The 17805-nt window shown below is 69.8% G+C and carries 18 protein-coding genes; 6 read left to right on the top strand and 12 right to left on the bottom strand.

Annotation, left to right across the window (positions count from 1 at the left end; all coding sequences use genetic code 11):
• Nucleotide 1 precedes the first annotated feature (1 nt).
• Together ACIBJB_RS12625 and fabG are read right to left on the bottom strand one after the other, a co-directional pair.
• On the bottom strand, nucleotides 2-1252 hold the full coding sequence (locus ACIBJB_RS12625; RefSeq protein ID WP_398929507.1) for an acetyl-CoA C-acetyltransferase: 1251 nt from the start codon (nucleotides 1250-1252) through the stop codon (nucleotides 2-4).
• A 22-nt stretch (nucleotides 1253-1274) separates the two neighbouring features.
• Nucleotides 1275-2021, bottom strand: coding sequence for a 3-oxoacyl-ACP reductase FabG (fabG, locus tag ACIBJB_RS12620; RefSeq protein ID WP_398929505.1), 747 nt, complete (start codon nucleotides 2019-2021; stop codon nucleotides 1275-1277).
• A gap of 113 nt (nucleotides 2022-2134) precedes the next feature.
• On the opposite strand from fabG, the gene ACIBJB_RS12615 reads away from it, so the two are divergent.
• From ACIBJB_RS12615 to ACIBJB_RS12605, 3 genes are all read left to right on the top strand, one after another.
• Entirely contained in the window at nucleotides 2135-3361 is a 1227-nt protein-coding gene (locus ACIBJB_RS12615; RefSeq protein WP_398929504.1) for an acyl-CoA dehydrogenase family protein, read from the top strand.
• Nucleotides 3362-3727: 366 nt separating this feature from the next.
• The gene (locus ACIBJB_RS12610; protein WP_069760059.1) at nucleotides 3728-3979 is read left to right on the top strand and encodes a hypothetical protein; all 252 of its coding nucleotides are present in this window, start codon (nucleotides 3728-3730) and stop codon (nucleotides 3977-3979) included.
• Nucleotides 3980-3992: 13 nt separating this feature from the next.
• The gene (locus tag ACIBJB_RS12605; RefSeq protein WP_398929502.1) at nucleotides 3993-5192 is read left to right on the top strand and encodes a flotillin family protein; all 1200 of its coding nucleotides are present in this window, start codon (nucleotides 3993-3995) and stop codon (nucleotides 5190-5192) included.
• Here the strand turns inward: ACIBJB_RS12605 and ACIBJB_RS12600 are convergent.
• From ACIBJB_RS12600 to ACIBJB_RS12585, 4 genes are all read right to left on the bottom strand, one after another.
• The gene (locus tag ACIBJB_RS12600) at nucleotides 5189-6169 is read right to left on the bottom strand and encodes an alkaline phosphatase family protein (protein WP_398929500.1); all 981 of its coding nucleotides are present in this window, start codon (nucleotides 6167-6169) and stop codon (nucleotides 5189-5191) included. The genes ACIBJB_RS12605 and ACIBJB_RS12600 overlap by 4 nt on opposite strands.
• Before the next feature lie 28 nt (nucleotides 6170-6197).
• Nucleotides 6198-7067, bottom strand: coding sequence for a carbohydrate ABC transporter permease (locus tag ACIBJB_RS12595; protein ID WP_398929498.1), 870 nt, complete (start codon nucleotides 7065-7067; stop codon nucleotides 6198-6200).
• Nucleotides 7064-7948, bottom strand: a complete 885-nt coding sequence (locus ACIBJB_RS12590; RefSeq protein ID WP_398929852.1) for a carbohydrate ABC transporter permease — start codon at nucleotides 7946-7948, stop codon at nucleotides 7064-7066. Before ACIBJB_RS12590 ends, ACIBJB_RS12595 begins: the two co-directional genes overlap by 4 nt.
• Before the next feature lie 124 nt (nucleotides 7949-8072).
• Entirely contained in the window at nucleotides 8073-9353 is a 1281-nt protein-coding gene (locus ACIBJB_RS12585) for an extracellular solute-binding protein (protein WP_398929496.1), read from the bottom strand.
• Between the two features lie 367 nt (nucleotides 9354-9720).
• Between ACIBJB_RS12585 and ACIBJB_RS12580 the strand changes: the two genes are divergently transcribed.
• Entirely contained in the window at nucleotides 9721-10473 is a 753-nt protein-coding gene (locus ACIBJB_RS12580; RefSeq protein ID WP_398929494.1) for a DeoR/GlpR family DNA-binding transcription regulator, read from the top strand.
• A 92-nt stretch (nucleotides 10474-10565) separates the two neighbouring features.
• Here the strand turns inward: ACIBJB_RS12580 and ACIBJB_RS12575 are convergent, their stop codons facing one another.
• Together ACIBJB_RS12575 and ACIBJB_RS12570 are read right to left on the bottom strand one after the other, a co-directional pair.
• Nucleotides 10566-11147, bottom strand: a complete 582-nt coding sequence (locus ACIBJB_RS12575) for a DUF2889 domain-containing protein (RefSeq protein ID WP_398929492.1) — start codon at nucleotides 11145-11147, stop codon at nucleotides 10566-10568.
• Complete coding sequence (locus tag ACIBJB_RS12570; protein ID WP_398929490.1) at nucleotides 11144-11983, bottom strand: enoyl-CoA hydratase-related protein; 840 nt, start codon at nucleotides 11981-11983, stop codon at nucleotides 11144-11146. Before ACIBJB_RS12570 ends, ACIBJB_RS12575 begins: the two co-directional genes overlap by 4 nt.
• 178 nt (nucleotides 11984-12161) lie before the next feature.
• On the opposite strand from ACIBJB_RS12570, the gene ACIBJB_RS12565 reads away from it, so the two are divergent.
• Complete coding sequence (locus ACIBJB_RS12565; protein WP_398929488.1) at nucleotides 12162-12965, top strand: FadR/GntR family transcriptional regulator; 804 nt, start codon at nucleotides 12162-12164, stop codon at nucleotides 12963-12965.
• 124 nt (nucleotides 12966-13089) lie between these two features.
• Nucleotides 13090-14271: an amidohydrolase family protein gene (locus ACIBJB_RS12560; protein WP_398929486.1), complete on the top strand. Its 1182-nt coding sequence runs from the start codon at nucleotides 13090-13092 to the stop codon at nucleotides 14269-14271.
• A gap of 61 nt (nucleotides 14272-14332) precedes the next feature.
• On the opposite strand, the gene ACIBJB_RS12555 is transcribed toward ACIBJB_RS12560, so the two are convergent.
• Genes ACIBJB_RS12555 through ACIBJB_RS12540 form a run of 4 tightly spaced genes read right to left on the bottom strand, consistent with a single transcriptional unit; the run spans nucleotide 14333 to nucleotide 17798 of the window.
• A complete protein-coding gene (locus tag ACIBJB_RS12555; RefSeq protein WP_398929484.1) occupies nucleotides 14333-15460 on the bottom strand; it encodes a serine hydrolase domain-containing protein in 1128 nt (375 codons plus the stop codon).
• Nucleotides 15450-16922 (bottom strand): class I adenylate-forming enzyme family protein, encoded by a 1473-nt coding sequence (locus tag ACIBJB_RS12550; RefSeq protein ID WP_398929482.1) that lies wholly within the window; start codon nucleotides 16920-16922, stop codon nucleotides 15450-15452. The genes ACIBJB_RS12555 and ACIBJB_RS12550 overlap by 11 nt, the downstream gene beginning before the upstream one ends.
• A gap of 4 nt (nucleotides 16923-16926) precedes the next feature.
• On the bottom strand, nucleotides 16927-17349 hold the full coding sequence (locus ACIBJB_RS12545) for a MaoC/PaaZ C-terminal domain-containing protein (RefSeq protein WP_398929480.1): 423 nt from the start codon (nucleotides 17347-17349) through the stop codon (nucleotides 16927-16929).
• Nucleotides 17346-17798 carry a MaoC family dehydratase N-terminal domain-containing protein gene (locus tag ACIBJB_RS12540; RefSeq protein WP_398929478.1) on the bottom strand — a complete coding sequence of 151 codons (453 nt, stop codon included), beginning with the start codon at nucleotides 17796-17798 and terminating at the stop codon, nucleotides 17346-17348. The genes ACIBJB_RS12545 and ACIBJB_RS12540 overlap by 4 nt, the downstream gene beginning before the upstream one ends.
• Nucleotides 17799-17805 lie beyond the last annotated feature (7 nt).

Here is a 17805-nt window from a genome sequence, read left to right as displayed (position 1 = left end):
GTCAGCGTCCTCCATGAACGTGGGTTGCGTCGGTGGGCCGTTCGAAGACCGCGGCCAGGCCCTGGCCCCCGCCGAGGCACATGGTCTCCAGGCCGTAGCGGGCCTGACGGCGGTCCAGTTCGCGCAGCAGAGTGGCCAGGATGCGGCCGCCGGTGGCGCCGACGGGGTGGCCCAGCGAGATGCCGGAGCCGTTGACGTTGAACCGTTCGAAGTCGGTCTCGGCCAGGCCCCATTCGCGGGTGCAGGCCAGTACCTGGGCGGCGAAGGCCTCGTTGAGTTCGATCAGGTCGATGTCGGCGAGTTTGAGTCCGGCTCGCTCCAGGGCCCGGGCGGTGGCGGGTACCGGGCCGATGCCCATCGTCTCGGGTGGTACGCCGACGACGGCCCAGGAGACCAGGCGGCCCAGCGGTCGCAGGCCGAGTTCGGCGGCGCGCTCGGGGTGGGTCACGACGCAGAGCGCGGCGCCGTCGTTCTGGCCGCTGGCGTTGCCCGCGGTGACGGTCGCCTCCGGGTCCTGGCGGCCGAGCACGGGACGCAGCGACGCGAGCTTCTCCAACGAGGAGCCGGGGCGCGGGTGTTCGTCGGTGTCGACGACCGTGTCCCCCTTCCGGGACCGTACGGTGACCGGCACGATCTCGTCGGCGAACCGGCCCTCCCGCTGGGCCGCGACGGCCTTCTCGTGGGAGCGCAGGGCGAGTCGGTCCTGCTCCTCGCGGGGGATGGCGTACTCGCGCCGGAGGTTCTCGGCGGTCTCCAACATGCCCCCGGCGACAGGGTGGTTGACACCTCCGGACGTGACGCGCCCGCGCGCCAGCCGGTCGTGCAGGGTGGTGCCCGCCCCGCGTACACCCCAGCGGACGTCAGTGGTGTAGAACTCGGCCTGGCTCATGGACTCGACACCCCCGGCCAGCACGAGGTCGCTGGCGCCGGTCTGCACCTGCATCGCGGCGGTGATGATCGCCTGGAGTCCGGAGCCGCAGCGGCGGTCGATCTGAAGTCCCGGGACCTCTACGGGCAGACCGGCGTCCAGGGCGGCCACGCGGCCGATGGCCGGGGCCTCGCCGTTGGGGTAGCACTGGCCCAGCAGGACGTCGTCGACGGCTGCGGGCGGTATGCCGGTGCGTTCCAGCACGGCGCGGACGACCGTGGCGGCGAGCTCGGCCGCCGTCACGTCGCGGAAGACGCCGCCGTAGCCGCCGACGGGGGTACGCAGGGGCTCGCAGATCACCGCGTCACGCAGGAGGGCGGGCATCAGCACTGCCTTTCATGAGGGGTCACATGTACCGGCCGCCGGTGACCTCGACCACGGCTCCGGTGACGTAGCTCGCCAGGTCGGAGGCGAGGAAGAGGACGACCTGGGCGACCTCGGCGGGTTCGCCGGCGCGGCCCATCGGGATCTCCGCGAGCTTCGCGTCCCAGGCGGCCGGAGGCATCGCCTCGGTCATGGCGGTGCGGATCAGGCCGGGCTGCACGGCGTTGACGCGGATGCCCGCCTTCGCGAGCTCCTTGGCGGAGGCCTTGGTGAGGCCGACGAGTCCGGCCTTGGCCGCGCTGTAGTTGGTCTGGCCGAAGTTGCCGACCTTGCCGGCGATGGAGGAGATGTTGACGATGCTGCCGCCCTGGCCGTGCGCTCGCATCGCCTCGGCGGCGTACCGGGTGCCGTTCCAGGCGCCGGTCAGGTGCACGTCGACCACGGCGCGGAAGTCGGCGAGAGCCATCTTGCGCAGGGTCGCGTCCCGGGTGATCCCGGCGTTGTTGACCATGACGCCGACCGGTCCGAAGATGTCGGTGCCGTGGGCGACGAGGGCGGCGACCTCGTCCTCGTCGGTGACGTCGCAGCGCAGCGAGGTGGCTGCGACGCCGTTCTTGGCGAGGCGTTCGGCGGCTTCCGCCGCCGCGTCCTCGTTGATGTCCCCGAGGACGACGGACGCCCCCTCGGCGCCGAGGACTCCGGCGATCTCGAAGCCGATGCCCTGTGCGCCGCCGGTGATCACCGCGTTGCGGCCGTCCAGCAGTCCCATGTCAGCCCGCCCTGGCTCGACGCTATTCCTCTTAAATAGATAACCTATTATGCTGAAACAATCAATACGGCGACTGAGCTGTGCGCACGGGACCGGACGAGGAGAGTACACAGGTGGACATCAGCTATCCCCCCGAGACCGAGGCGTTCCGCACCGAGGTCAGGGCGTTCCTCTCCGAGACGCTGCCGCCGGACTGGACGGGCATCGGCGCCCTCGACGAGGAGGCGGCCTGGGCCTTCGCCCGGGACTGGCGCCGGCTGCTTGCCGAGCGCCGCTACCTCTCCCTGACCTGGCCCGAGGAGTACGGCGGTCGGGGCCTGACCAAGCTCCACCAGGTGGTGCTCATGGAGGAACTGGCACTGGCCGGTGTGCCGTTCGGGCTGCCGCAGGACACCTTCGGCGTGAAGATGCTGGCCAACACGCTGCTGCGCTGGGGCACGGACGAGCAGAAGGCCCATTTCCTCCCGCGCATCCTCAGCGGCGAGGACACCTGGTGCCAGGGGTACTCGGAGCCGGACGCGGGCTCCGACCTCGCCTCCCTGCGGACGCGTGCGGTGCGCGACGGCGAGGAATGGGTGATCGACGGCCAGAAGGTGTGGACCTCCGGTGCTCATCACAGCGACTGGATCTTCGTCCTGGCCCGTACGAACCCCGACGCCCCCAAGCACCGCGGCATCTCCTTCCTCCTCGTCCCCCTCGACCAGCCCGGTGTCGAGGTGCGCCCGTTCCGCATGATGAGCGGGCAGCTCCACTTCAACGAGGTGTTCTTCAACGGCGCCCGCACCCGCGCGGACCTCGTCGTGGGCGGGGTCGACAACGGCTGGACCGTCGCCCAGAGCCTGCTCGGCGTGGAGCGCGGGGAGGAGGCGGCGACCAACCCCATCCTCTTCAAGGCGGAAGTGGAACGCCTCGTGGAGCTGACGCGGCTGTACGGCAAGGACCAGGACCCGGTGATCCGGCAGCGCATCGCCTGGTGCTGGTCCAAGGTCGAGATCATGCGCTATCTCGGCTACCGGATCCTCACCGGCTGGCTCAAGGGCACCGAGCCCGGCCCCGAGTCGTCGATCGCCAAGCTGTACTGGAGCGAGTACCACACCAAGGTCACCGATCTCGCGATGGACATCATGGGCCTGCACGGCCAGGTACCGGTCGGCCGCCCGCCCCTGCGCACCTATCGCACCGACGACCCCGGCGCCGCGAACTCCTCGGCGTCCTGGTCTACGACGTACCTGATCGCCCGCTCCGGCACCCTCTACGCGGGGACCTCGCAGGTGCAGCGGAACATCCTCGCGGAGAAGGTGCTGGGGCTGCCGCGCGAGCCCAGGGCAGCGGCGGGTTAGGACCCGGGCGAGGGGGCTGTGCCGGCTGCGGCGGTGGACCGCGTAGGAGGCGGGGCACGCAGCGCCTGGTGAGCGGCGTCGAGGGCGCGGCAGGCGGCGCGTGGTGGGCCGCGTCGCGGGCGGGACGAGCGACGCCCGGTGAGCCGCGCCACCGGCGCAACAAACGGCACCCGACGGGCCACGCCGAGGGCGGGACGAGCGACGCCCGGTGAGCCGCGCCACCGGCGCAACAAACGACGCCCGACGGGCCACGCCGCAGACGCGACAAACGGAGCGTGGTGGGCCGGATTGTCATGCCCGTTGGGCCTCCGGCCGCAGTGGGTCTATCGTCGGGATCCTGGGGCCAGACGATGGAGGACGGCCGTGATGCCGCAGGACGAGGCCGTGATCGGCTGCACGGGGACAGTGCTCATCGGAACGCGTGGTTCCGCGGGTCCCGGCGAGATCCTCGTGCGCGTCAGAGGCGGCTCGGAGACCTTCCTCGCCTGGTCCGAGGATCCCCTGCCCACGGGGGCGACCGTGCTCGTGATCGAATCGCGTGGATGCCGCGAGGTCGGCGTCATCGAGTGGGCGGATCCATTGGACGCGCTCGGCGGCGACCCTGCCGGCGCCGATTGAGGAGTAGTAGACAATGTTCGGTTACCGCGTTCCCGCTCCCGACGAGGCAATGCTGATCTCGGGAGGACGACGGGGACTGGGGGGCGCGCCGTTCCGAGTGGTGACGGGGCACGGCAAGTTCGTGCTCCCGATCTTCCGCAAGACCCGTTTCCTCACCCTGTCGATGTGCGAGTCCGAGGTCACCGAGACCTGTGTGACCCGGCAGGGCATCTCGCTGCACGTCCGTGCCGTCATCGCCTTCAAGGTCGGCAACGACCACGAGAGCATCATCAACGCGGGCCAGCGGTTCCTCTCCGACCAGGACCAGATGTCGGTGCTGACCGGCCGGATCTTCGCCGGTCACCTGCGGGCCATCATCGGCTCGATGACGGTCGAGGAGATCGTCACCGAGCGGCAGAAGCTCGCCGCGGAGGTCCTGGACACCTCGAAGACCGAGATGGCGAAGATCGGCCTGATCGTCGACTCGCTGCAGATCCAGTCGATCGACGACGGCGACACCGGCTACATCGACGCCATGTCCGCGCCGCACAAGGCGGCCATCCAGCGGCAGGCCCAGATCGCCCAGGCCCAGGCCACCCAGGCCTCGGTCGAGGCGGAGCAGGTCGCGGCCCGCAACCAGGCCGAGTACGCCCGGCAAACCGCCATCGTCAAGGCGGAGTACTCGGCCGAGGTGGAACGGGCGCAGGCCAAGGCCGCGCAGGCCGGGCCGCTGGCGCAGGCCCACGCCCAGCAGGAAGTCCTCGACGCGCAGACGGAACTGGCCCTGCGCCAGTCGAAGTTGCGGCAGCAGCAGCTGGTGGCGGAGATCGTGAAGCCCGCCGAGGCCGAGGCCGAGCGGATCAGGGTGCTCGCCGCCGCCGAGGCACAGCGGATGAAGATCCAGGCGGAGGCGGCGGCCTCCTACGACCGGGTCGCGCTCGACCGGATGCTGATCGACCAGCTCCCCCAGATCGTGAAGGAGGCCGCCGGCGGCCTCGCCGGCGCCAATGTCAACGTCCTCAACGGCGCGGACGGTCTCGGCGAGATCGCCGCCGGCCTGGTGTCGCAGGGCCTGACGATCCTGGACTCGGTCCGGCAGAACCTGAACGGCCCGGACTCCTCCGACGGCCGCCGGCCCTCGGAGAGCAGCGGCAACGGCAATGGCAACGGCCTGCTCCAGTTGCACTCGCGGAAGGACGGCAAGGACGACGACGGCCGGGTCGACGTCGACTAGAGGTCCCCTTCAGGAGCCCTTGCGGTCCTGGGCAGGACGCGGCCCTCCAGACCCCAGGCGGGGTCGACGGGGATGCCGAGGCGGTCCAGGACGGTGGGGGCCAGGTCGATGAGGCGCGGGGTGTCGAGCGGGGTGCCGCCGGGCACGCCGGGCTCGGCGAGGATGACGAAGACCTCTCGCTCGGCACGGGTGTCGCCGCCGTGGCCACCGGTGTCGAGGTGGCCGTGGTCCGTGGTGACGAGCACGGTCCAGTGCTCGCCGGCGCGCCCGGGGTGGGAGCGTCGGGAGTCGATCGCCCCCAACAGCCGCCCGAGGTGGGCGTCCTGGGAGAGGAGGGCGTGGTCGTAGGCGGGGCTGAGGGGGCCCGTGGCGTGACCGGCTTCGTCGGCGGCGCCGAAGTAGACGAACACGACGTCCGGGTCGCCGTGCGTGAGCCAGTGCGCGGCGGTGTCGGCGACGAGGCGGTCCGCGGCTTCGTAACCCTGTGCCTCGCCGTCGTGGAGTACCCGTCGGCCGATGGCAGGGCCGAGCGTGCCGCGGTGGACCAGATCGGGCCACGACACCACGGCCGCGGTGCGCAGACCGGGCCGGGCGGCGACGGCGCGGCTGAGGAAGTCGGGATAGCGGGAGTAGTCGGCGCCGGTGAAGTCGTTGCCGGTCACCCCGTGCCGATCGGGCCACACGCCGGTCAGCACACTCGACCAGCCCGGTCCGGAGTCGGTGTAGGCCATGCTGGTCGACGGCCCGTCCTCCGCCTGCCCGTCCACCTCGCCGTAGGGCAGCAGACTGGTGCCGTGAGAGCCCGCGCCCATCAGCCCGTGCAACACGGGCGCCTTGAACGGCGGTCGGGTCAGCCGGTCGAAGCGCACCCCGTCCAGGCCCACCACGAGCACCTTGCCGCGCTTCTCACCGTCTGCCGTCCTCTCCTCAGCGTGCTCACCGAGCGCCGTCGGCCCCGGCGGATCGACATCCGTCATTTCTCACCTCTCTCGCAACCTCAACGGCTCAGCTGCCCTGCACAGCCCCTTCCGTCGCACCCGCGATGAAGCCTCGGGCGAAGATCGAGAAGACCACGAGCATCGGGACGGAGGCCAGCAGCACACCGGCCATGACCATGCTGTAGTCGGTGTTGTGGGCCACGTTGAGCTGGGCGAGCGCCACTTGCAGGGTGACGTGATCGGGCTTGGTGAGCACGACGAGCGGCCAGATGTAGTCGTTCCAGGCGTTGACGAAGGCGTAGGTGGCGAGGAACGACAACCCCGGCTTGATCATGGGCAGCGTGATGTTCCAGTACTGCCGGAAGAACCCGGCGCCGTCGATGCGTGCGGCGTCGAGGAGTTCGTCGGGCACGCCGCTCTGGATGTACTGGCGCAGCCAGAAGATGCCGAACGCGTTGGCCAGGGCGGGCGGGACGAGTGCCCTGAGCGTGCCGACCCACCCGATCTTGGAGACCAGGATGAACTGCGGAAGGATACCCAGCTGCAACGGCAGCATCATGAACCCCAGCAGCGCGACGAAGAGCACCCTGCGTCCGGGGAAGTCGAACTTGGCGAAGGCGAAGGCGGCCAGGGAGTCGACGAACAGCACCAGGAGGGTGGTGACGGACGCGACGACGAGGGTGTTGAGCATCGACCCGAAGAAGTCGATGGTCTTGAGCATGTGCCGGGTGTTCTCCAGCAGATGGGAGCCGAAGGTCAGCTTCGGCGGACTCTGGTAGATGTCCTGGGTCGTGTTCGTCGCCATGATGATCGTCCACACGAACGGGAAGACCGAGATCAGGACGGCCAGGATGAGGAAGACGTGCGCGCTCAGGCCCCTGGGGCGTCGGGACCTCCTCTTGTCCACCGCCCTCGGCGTCGTGTCCGCTGCGGTCACGGTTTCCTCCCTCGTTGCACGATGCGCCAGTTGACGAGGACCAGCACGATGATCAGTACGAAGAAGGCCCACACGATGGCCGCGCCGTAGCCGTAGTCGTTGTTGACGAAGGCCGACTGGTAGAAGTACAGCAGCGTGGTCAGACCCGCCTGGCCGGGGCCGCCGAGGCTGGGGTTGGCGGCCTCACTGGCGAAGAGGATCTGCGGTTCACTGAAGCTCTGCAGGCCGTTGATGGTCGAGATGATGACGGTGAACAGAATGATGGGCCGCATGATCGGCATGGTGATCTGGAGGAAGGTACGGACGGGGCCGGCGCCGTCCAGCTTGGCCGCCTCGTAGATCTCCTTCGGGATGGTCTGCAGACCGGCCAGGTAGATGATCATGTTGTAGCCGGTCCACATCCAGGTCATCAGCAGCGCGATGACCAGTTTGATCAGCCACGGGTTGCTCAGCCACGGGACGGGCGAGATGCCGACGGTGTCCAGGATCGCGTTGACCAGGCCGAAGTTGTTGCTGAAGACCGCGCCGAAGAAGATCGCCACGGCGACGATCGAGGTGACGTTCGGCACGTAGAGGGCGATGCGGTAGAAGCCCTTGAAGCGGCGCACCGAATGCAGCAGCGTCGCCAGCACCAGGGCACCGACGAGCGTGGGCACGGTGGACAGGACCCAGATCGCCAGGGTGTTGCGGATCGACAGCCAGAAGACGGGGTCCTTCCACAGGAACCGGAACTCCTGCAGCCCCACGAAGTGCATGGTGCCGATGCCGTCCCAGCGCTGGAAGGCCAGATACAGCGAGTAGAGGACCGGGAAGAACGAGAAGGCGAGGAAGACCAGGTAGAAGGGCGAGATCGCCAGGTACTGCCGCCAGTGGGACAGCACCCCGCGTCGCCTGACCCGTACGGCGCCCGCGGGCGGGGTGCGCCGCGGGCGGAACCGGGTCGGGCCCGGCCCGCCGCGGTGCTTGGGCACCGCGGCGGGTCCGGTGACCGGAGGTGAGGACACGTCAGCTCACCCCCTGCCGCTGGCCGATCTGCTTGGCCTGGCTGACCGCGTCCTTCCAGGCGTCGTCGGGCTTCTTGCCCTTGGCCTCGATGTTGGTCAACTCGGTCAGGTAGGGGGCCATGACGGCGGCGTCGGCGGGCGCCTCGTAGCTGACCGGGATGGCCTCGGCGGCCGGGCCGAAGACCTCGATGATCTTCTGTCCGCCGAAGAAGGCGTCCGGACCTGTCATGGCCGGCGTCGTGTAAGCAGCCGGACAGGCCGGGAAGATGGCGGCGTCGGTGAAGCCGCGGGCGTCGTTGGCCGGGCTGAGAATCCAGCTGATGATCTTGAATGCCTCTTCGGGGTTACGGCACTGCTTGGGCAGGGCCAGGTAGGAGCCGCCCTGGTTGGCCGGTCCTCCGGGGTTCGGGCTGACATGCCACTTGCCCTTGGTGTTGGGGGCCGCCTGCTCGATGTCCAACGCGTGCCAGGCCGCGCCGAGTTCGGTGGTCAGGGTGCCCTTGCTGAGGGCGGCGTTGTGGGTGTTGTCGTTGATCTTTCCGTCGAGACCGAGCTGGTAGGCGCGGACGGAGAGATCCCAGGCGGCGCGTATGTGGTCCTGGTCGCCGATGAAGTGGTTGTTCTTGTCGATGAACCGCGTGGTGCCCTGACCGACCGCGATGTTGAACACCGTACTGATGTTGTTGAGCACGTAGGTGCCGGGCAGCGCCTTCTTCAGCTCGGCCCCGAGCGCGTAGTAGTCGTCCCAGGTCTTGGTCGCGGCGGCGACCTTGGCCGGGTCGGACGGCAGCCCGGCCTTGTCGAACAGGTCGGCGCGGTAGTAGAGCGCGGTGGGACCGATGTCGATCGGGAAACCGATCTGCTTGCCGTCGGTGGTCTGGGCGAGCTTGGTCTTCCAGTCCAGGTACTGGGAGGCGAGCTTCTTGAAGCCCAGGTCGTTCAGGTCCAGGAAGCGATTGCCGTTGGGCAGGAAGGAGGCGATGTCCTCCCCCTTGATGCCGGTGATGTCGGGGACGGAGGTGCCCGCCGCGATGGTGGTCGTGAGCTTCTGTTTGAAGTCGCCGCCGATGGAGGCGGTGGTCAGCTTGATCTGGCCGCTGAAGTGCGTCTTTGCTTCGGCGACCACCTTGTCGCTGAGCGCGCCTCCCCAGTACCAGAGGGTCAGGTCCTTGCCGTCCTTGCTGCCGCTCGATCCTGAGCTGCCGCCGCATGCCGCGGTGGCGCCGGCCGCGGCGGCCGTCAGGGCGGCGGCCTGCAGGAATCGTCTGCGGGAAAGATCCACGATCTTCTCCTAGTTCGGGGCGGGTTCTGCGCATCAGTCATGTCAGGCATGTCCGACAGGACCTGTGAGTCGTGAGCCGTGGAGGGGTGCGACGGGAGGGCCGGGTGGCTGAAGGGCATCGGCGTGGTGGGAACTCTTCAGCCACCCGGGGTGTGTGGGCTGGGTCCTCTCAGACGGTGCCGACGCGTCCGTGACGGCGGAACATGCCGTTCGTACGCTTCGGCCGACCGGAGTGGGGTCCGGACCTCGCTTGAATTACGCAAGAGAGTGCACCCGGTGCGCGACTTTGACAAGGGTCAAGCGAAAATCGAGACATTCATGCGTGACTTTGCTTGAGTTTGAAGAGTTCGCGAGTATGGTCTGCGGCATGCTCGCTGACCGGAGACATCAGCTGATCCTTCGCGCCCTGCGCGCGGACGGGCCCATCTCGGTGGTCGCCCTGGCCGAGAAGGTCGGGGCGAGTCAGGCCACGATCCGTCGGGACCTCGTACAACTGGAGGACGAGGGACTGCTCAAGCGCGTCTACGGCGGTGCCGCGCCCGTGATGGGAGAGGACGACCCGTTCGCCGACGTGGCCGGCGTCCGGGCCGAGGCGAAGGACGCGCTGGCAGCCTGGTGCGCGGGCCTCGTCAGGGACGGCGAGACCGTGCTGCTCGACATCGGCACCACGGCCCACCGGGTGGCCCGCCACCTGCACGGCCGGTCGCTGACCGTGATCACCAGCAACCTTGCCGTCTACGAGGAACTCCAGGACGACAAGGACGTCCAGCTGATCCTGCTGGGCGGCGTGGTCCGCCGCGACTACCGTTCGCTGGTCGGCTTCCTCACCGAGGACAACCTGCGGCAGGTCCACGCCGACCGGTTGTTCCTGGGCACCAGCGGGGTCCGCCCCGACGGCCAGGTGCTGGACACCACGGCCGTCGAGGTGCCCGTCAAGCGGGCGATGATCGCCGCCAGCGCCCAGGTGGTCCTGCTGGCGGACACGGGGAAGTTCCCCGGCACCGGAATGGCCCGGGTGTGCGGTCCCGAGGAACTCGACGTCGTGGTGACCAACGCCCCGGTGGACGAGAAGACCGGCAGCCGTCTGCGGGAGGCGGGGGTCGAGGTGGTCGAGGTGTGAGACACCTGTCGTGGGCCACCCCTAGGTGCACCGACTCGGCCTGCCGTTCGGCAGTACGGCCCGCAGGCACCGGATGATCCCCGACTTCCCGATCAGATCCCCGGTCCACCTTGCTCGAAGGTCCTCAGCGGCGGCACCGGACGCGGGCCGGTCCCCGGGACCCAGCCCGTGTCCAGCTTGCGCAGGCCCACGCCGTCCGGCGCCCAGATGTGGCAGCTGTTCAGCACACCGGCCGTGGAGCGCGGGTCGTGGGACTGCTCGCCGGCATAACGCAGGCCCGCGTTCGCCGAGATGGCCGCCTGCACCACCGCGGGGCCCAGGACACGGGCCAGCTCGTGGAGGTGCGAGCAGCCGGAGACCCCGCGGAACCGCTCCTGGATGGCCCGGTTGTATCCGGCGGCGACGCTGAGCCCGGTCAGGCCGTCGAACACCGGGGTGATCAACGGGCACTCGGCGTGCGGGAAGGTCCGCATGTCCGCGTCGGCGTGCACGATGACCATGTCGGCCAGACGTACCCGCACGGCGAGCACCATCCGGTGGACGACGTCGGCCGACGGCTCCGCCCAGGGGCGCACGTCGCTCAGTTCCGCCTCGACCGAGATCTCGTCGCCGCCCTCCGCGTACGCGGTGACGGTGATCGTACGGCGGTGCAGCGGGACTTCGGAGCGTGTCATGACGACGCCTCCTGCGAAAGCGCCGACGTCACGGCCGGAGAATCCCCCAGCCCCGCGAACTCCGGCTGCCTGCGTTCGATGAAGCTGCGCACGCCCTCGCGGTAGTCCGGGGCGCGTTTCGCCGTGGCCAGCAGGGCGGCCGCGTGGTCGCGGCTCTCGGTGAAGGTCCTCGCCTGGTCGTCGGCGAGCTGCCGTTTGATGAGGGACATCGCGTACGGGCTGGCCGAGCGGGCCAGTTCGGTCGCGTAGGCGAGTGCCGCCGGGAGCAGCTCCGCCGGTTCGACCAGGCGGTTGACCAGCCCCATCGCCAGGGCCTCCGTCCCGGTGATCCGGCGCGAGGACAGCAGCAGGTCGGCGGCGTTGCCGTAGCCGACCAGCCGGGGCAGGATCCAGGACACGCCGTCCTCGGCCACCAGCCCGCGCGCGCTGAAGGCGGCGGCGAACTTGGCGTGCGGTACGGCGAACCGGACGTCGCACATCAGCGCCTGGTTGAACCCGATGCCGGCGCAGGCGCCGTTGACGGCGGCCACCACCGGCTTGGGGAAGGACATGGGCCGGGTGCGCGGGGGCAGCTGGTCCGTCGGCCAGGGGCGGGCGCCCGACGAGGCGGCGTCCAGGACGCTCATGTCCATTCCGGGGCAGAAGCTGCGCCCGGCGCCGGTGAGCACCACCGCCCGCACCCGCGGATCGTGCTCCGCCCGGTCGAACAGCTCGTTGTAGAGCAGCTCCATCTCGAGCGTCCAGGCGTTGTGCCGCTCGGGCCGGTTCAGGGTCAGCAGCATGACCCCGTCGTCGGTGAGATCGGTGAGGATCTCCGGGGCCGGGTTCTCGGTCATCGAGGTCACTCCCGCGGTATCCGTCGGCTGGACCGGCTTTATAGATAGATGAATCATCTATATACCAAAGGACCGCCAGGGCACCAGATCGGGTCGTGCACAAAGAAGATCACCGACGGCTTGACCTGGTACCCTCGATGCACTAAGACGATTCATTTAGCTATACGAGGAGCCCACCGTGGCCGAGGCAGCCCGCACCGCAGAAACGGCGACCGTGCCCGTCCCCGCCCGCAGCCGCGTCGGACGTCAGGTGCGGGTGCCGAAGACCGCCGAGCTGGTCGCCGCACACCTGCGTCGCCAGATCGTACGGGGCGAGTTGAAGCCCGGCGACGCGCTGCCGCCGGAGTCGGGCCTGATGGAGCAGTTCGGCATCTCGCGGCCCACGCTGCGCGAGGCGTTCCGGGTGCTGGAGTCGGAGTCCCTGATCACGGTGCGCCGCGGGGCCCACGGCGGTGCCCGGGTGAGCGCTCCGGACGCGGATGTCGCCGCCCGCTTCGCCGGCCTGATCCTCGAGTACCGCGGCGCCACGCTGGGCGACATCTATCGCGCCGCGGCCCTCATCGAGCCGCCCTGCGCACGCCAGCTCGCCACCAAGCACACGCCGGACGACATCAAGCAGCTGCGCGACGCGGTGGCGGCCGAGAAGGCCGTCCTCGATGACCCGCTCGCCCTGGTCGACGCGCAGGACGCCTTCCACGCCCTGCTGATCGAGCTCACCGGCAACCAGACCCTGATCCTGCTGTGCGGCATGCTGCGCAACATCATCGACCGGGCCAACGCCTCGTACACCGCGGGCGCGGCCGATGCCGAGGCCCAGAAGACGCAGGCCCTCAAGGGACACCGGGCGCATGTGCGAATGGTCGGCCTGATCGAGTCCGGCAAGGCGGACGAGGCCGAGAAGCTGTGGCAGCGGCACATCTCCAGCGCGGACGACGTCGTGAACTCCGCGGGGCCCAAGACGGTGCTCGAACTCCTCGACTGACCGGCCCCGCATCGCCGCGGACCGCATCGCGGCGGGTCCGCCTCCGCTCCCCCTTGCGCTCTCTAATCAGTTAGATAATTATAGAAGGCGTACTGAATGGTTCCCGGGGCCCGGAGGCGACGCCATGGCCGAACAGCGCAAGCCCATCTTCGACTGCGACCAGCACATGTACGAGGAGCGGGACTCCTTCACCCGCTACCTTCCGAAGGAGTTCCTCGGTACGGCGGTCGCCCCGGTGACCCTGCCGGACGGGCGGGAGGTGATCCTCGCCGGGGACCGCATCGTCGTATGCCTGGAACCGGAGTTCGGACAGGTCTACCGTCCCGGTTCGCTCAAGGAGATGCTCAAGGCGATGGCCTCGGGCAATCCCGAGGAGACGTACCAGTTCGAGCCGATGCACGAGTCGTACCAGAACCGCGACTCCCGGCTGCGCGTCATGGACGAGCAGGGCCTGGACCAGACGATCATCTACCCGGGCGGCTGGGCGCTGGTCGCCGAGGAGTACGTGAAGGGCGTGGAGCCGCTCTACGCCAACTACCACTCCTTCAACCGGTACATGAACGAGGTCTGGGGCTTCAACCACCAGAACCGCATCTACGCCCCGGCGCTGCTGTCACTGCGCGATCTGCCCAGCGCGGTCAAGGAGCTGGAGTTCGTCCTGAACCAGGGCGCCCGCTTCATCCTGCTCCCCACCGGCCCGGTGTACGGCCGTTCGCCCGGCGACCCGTACTTCGACCCGTTCTGGAAGCTGGTCAACGAGGCCAAGGCGAGTGTCTGCTACCACATCAGCGAGTTCTACTACAACTCGCAGGTGGCGCCCGCCTGGGGCTACGACCCGAACCCCATCCACTTCCGGATGTCGGCCTGGCAGTGGCAGAACACCTACGGCCAGCGCCCCGTCGAGGAGACGCTGTCCGCGCTGATCTTCGACAACCTCTTCGGCCGGTTCCCCGACATCAACGTCCTGGTGTCCGAGTTCGGCTCCGAGTGGGTGCCGCACTTCGTGCGCCACATGGACAAGAGCCGCGGCATGGGCCGCAACGGCCCCTGGGTCGGCGGCCAGTTGGAAGAGCGCCCCAGCCAGGTCTTCCGCAAGCACGTCCGCGTGGTCCCCTATCCGGAGGACGACATCGTGAACGTCGTCAAGCGCCTCGGCTACCACGAGTCCATCGTCATGGGTTCCGACTTCCCGCACGCGGAGGGCCTGGCCAACCCGGCCGACTTCCGCAAGCTCATCGCCGAGCTCGGCGAGTCCGCCCAGGACGACATCATGTACAACAACGCCCAGCAGCTGATCAGCCGCTGAGCAGCGCTGTCCGAGCAACAGGGAGCCCGGTACCGGGAGTCGGTACCGGGCTCAGCTCTGTCTAGTCGGTGAGATCCGCCGCGAGATTCGCGATGTTGGTGAGCAGTGCCGTGCCGCGCCGGGAGTGGTCGTAACCGGCCAGGGGGTAGCCGTTGCTCAGGCAGACGAAGGACAGGCCGGACTCCGGGTCCAGGAAACCGAGTTGGTAGGCGGCCCCGGCGCTGCCGAAGAGGGCGGGCGACCCGGTGGACGGCAGGTTGCTGCCCGCGTCCGGGCCGGCCACGGTGACGAACAGGCCCATGCTGGTACGGCGGTTGGAGCCGCCCCCGTAGATCTGCTCCCCGTGCGGGTGGTCCGTCAGCCGGATCCGGGTGCCCTCCGCCACGGCCTCCGGCTTCCACAGTCCCGAGTGTTCCAGCGCCTGGAAGTACAGGGCGACGTCGGCGGCCGTGGCGACCAGGGCGTGGCTGGGCTCCCCGGCCGCCAGCACCCGCGGGTCGGACAGGTACCAGGGGCCCCAGGGGTCGGGTTCCTGCTCGTCGCTCGTGCGGTCGGTGGCGGTCATCGGGGCGACGGTGCCGGGCTGCCGGTCCACCGGTACGCCGAGTTCGAGCGAGGACAGGCCGAGCGGGACGGCGATCCGCTCGCGCAGATAGTCGGCGAAGGCCAGGCCCGTACGCCGCTCCACGATCTCGGCGATCAGCCAGGCCGCCGAGGTGAGGTGGAACTGGAAGCGGCTGCCCGGCGGGTAGTCGAGCCGCCAGCGGCCGAAGGCGGCGAGACGCTGCTCGCGGTCGAGCATCTTCGGGTACCCGAGCGGAGCGAAGGGGAAGCCGGCGGTGTGCGTGAGCACCTGCTCGACCGTCACCGTCTCCTTCCCGTTGGGCGCGAACTCCGGGATGATCGCGGCGACTTGCTCGCCCACGTCCAGCAGGCCCTCGCCCATCAGCTTCCACACCGCGCCCGCGATGATCGACCGACCGACGGACTGCAGGACATATCGCGTGGACGGTTCGGCGTCCCCCCAGGTCTCGAAGGCGACCAGCCGTCCGCCCCGCGCCACGGCGACCTGCGCGGACGGCAGCGGCCCGTGCTCGACCTCCATGCGGATTCGGCGCAGGAGTACGTCCAGCCGGTGCGGGTGGACGCCGACGGCTTCCGGGGCGACGACCGAGTGGTCAAGCGTCACGTGGTTCTCCTTCGAGCGCGGTGGGTTCCCGAAGGCTTCGGCGTACGACCTTGCCGTTCGCGTTGCGCGGCAGGTCGTCCACGAACCACCAGCGGACGGGGACCTTGAACCCGGACAGCCGGGCGCGGGTGTGGCGGTGGAGCGCCGCCGGTTCCGGCGGGGCGTCGGGATCGGCGGGGACGACGAAGGCGACGACGGTCTGGCCGAGCCGCTCGTCCGGTACGCCGGTGACCGCGACGTCCGCCACCCCGGGGTGCGCGGACAGGACCGTCTCCACCTCCAGCGGGTGGACGTTCTCACCACCACGGATGATCATGTCGGTGCGTCGGCCGAGCAGGTAGAGATACCCGTCCTCCGCCACGCGGCCCAGGTCCCCGCTGTGCAGCCAGCCCTCGGCGTCGATCTTGAAGAGGTGGTCGGCGCGGGCGTGGATCTCGCCGACGCCGTCCGGGCCGGGGTCATGGACCCTGATCTCGACACCGGGTGCCGGCCGACCCACCGACCGCAGCAGCTCGGTGCGTCCGGCCACCGCCTCCCGGTGGTCCTCCGGGGTGAGCACACTGATCGGTGAGCCCTCCGTCTGCCCGAACATGTTGAGCATGCGGACGCCGGGCATCGCCTCGTACGTCCGGCGCAGGGTGCCGGGGCGGACGGGCGCGCCGCCGTACTGGAGGGTCCGCAGCGTCTCGTGGCGGGCCTGGCCCGCCGCCAGCAGGGTCTCCAGCATCGCGGGGACCATGCTGGTGTGCGTGGTGCCGAGGTCCCGCAGCAGGGCCCAGCCCTCGACGGTGAAGCGGGGCAGGCCGGTGATCAGCGCGCCGGCGGCGAGGGCGACGGCGATGTTGCCCAGGCCCGCGATGTGGTGGAAGGGCGCGCTCCCGCCGTAGAAGCTGTCGGGGTCGAGCCCGCACAGGTGCCCGTTCACACGGGCCCGGGCGGCCAGGCGCCGTTGGCTCATGGGGACGGGCTTGGGCAGGCCCGTCGTTCCGGAGGTGTGCAGGACGGTGGCTAGGTCGTCGGACTCTGCGGCCAACTCCCTTGAAGACCTGCATAGTTCGGGCACGACGGCGAGCCGCCGGCCGGAGAGCTCGGCGACCTGCCTGCCGAGGTCGGCGAACTCGGGCTGCGCCAGGAGCACCTGAGCCCGCGTCTCCTTGACCACGGCGGCGATCTCGTATGCCGTCATGCGGACGCCGAGCGGGGCGAGCGGGTGGCCGGATCCGGCGCCGCCGATCACCAGCGCGAGGGCGTCGGCTGAGGTGGCGACCAGTGCGGGCACCGGTTCGCCGGGCTCCGGGCCCAGGGTGTCCAGCCAGTCGGCCGCGCCGGCCGCACGGTCGAGGAGTTCACGTCCGGTCCAGGTCAGGTCGCCGAACCGGACGGCGGGGCGGGCGTGGTCGTAGGCGCGGCTCACCATGGCGGTCCAGGTGGCCGCCTGCATCCCTTCCTGCGCGGCGGCCATCGGCTCAGGGCGCCAGGCGGGCCGCCGCGGTACCGGTGACCACCTCGGCGCCGTCCTGGTTGACCGTGCGCAGGGTGAAGTGGGCGACCGGACCGGTCGGCGTGTCCTCGATCGACTCGACGGTGGCCGTGGCGGTGAGGGTGTCGCCGGGCCAGACCTGGGCCTTGAAGCGCACGCCGTAGCGCAGCAGTGCCTCGGTGCCGACCCAGTCGGTCAGGACCCGCCCTGTCATGCCCATCGTCAGCATGCCGTGGGCGAACACGCCGGGATAGCCCGCGGCCTCGACGGCGAACTTCTCGTCGGTGTGCAGGGGGTTGAAGTCGCCGGAGGCGCCCGCGTACTGCACGATGCGGGTGCGCTTGAGGTCGTCGACGAGGACGCTCTCGCGGGTCTCGCCGACCTTGATGTCGTCCGGGCTCAGGCTCATCGGGCGTCCTTCGGGGTCGCCGGGCCCTCGGGGACGACGGCCACGGTCACGGCACTGACGACCGTTTCGCCGTCGGCGTCCCGGTACTCGGTGATGCGCTCACTGAAGAGCAGGCGGCCGGTGCGGCCCTGCTTCTCCCAGCTGCGGCCGGTGGAGAGGTGCGCGTAGAGGGTCTCGCCGGCGCGCACCGGGCGGTGGAACTCGAAGTGCTGCTCGGCGTGGAGCCCGCCGGCGCCCTCGGCCATGACGCCGGCGTCGCGGCCCGACCCGAACCACTCCTCGTCCGGCTTGGGACGCAGGTGGTAGTCGGGGTCGTAGTGGGCGCTCGCCATGGTGAAGGTGGGCGGCGCGAGCGCCGACTCGCCCGTGTAGGCGGGGTTCTCGTCACCGATGGCGCGGGCGAACATCATGATGTGCCCGGCCTCGACGGGGAAGGGTTGCCCTGTCATCTGCGTG

This window comes from Streptomyces sp. NPDC050759 (assembly GCF_044456945.1).
Taxonomy (GTDB): Bacteria; Actinomycetota; Actinomycetes; order Streptomycetales; family Streptomycetaceae; genus Streptomyces.
Note: the sequence above shows the minus strand (reverse complement) of the source record. Positions and strands in the feature narration are given on the sequence as shown.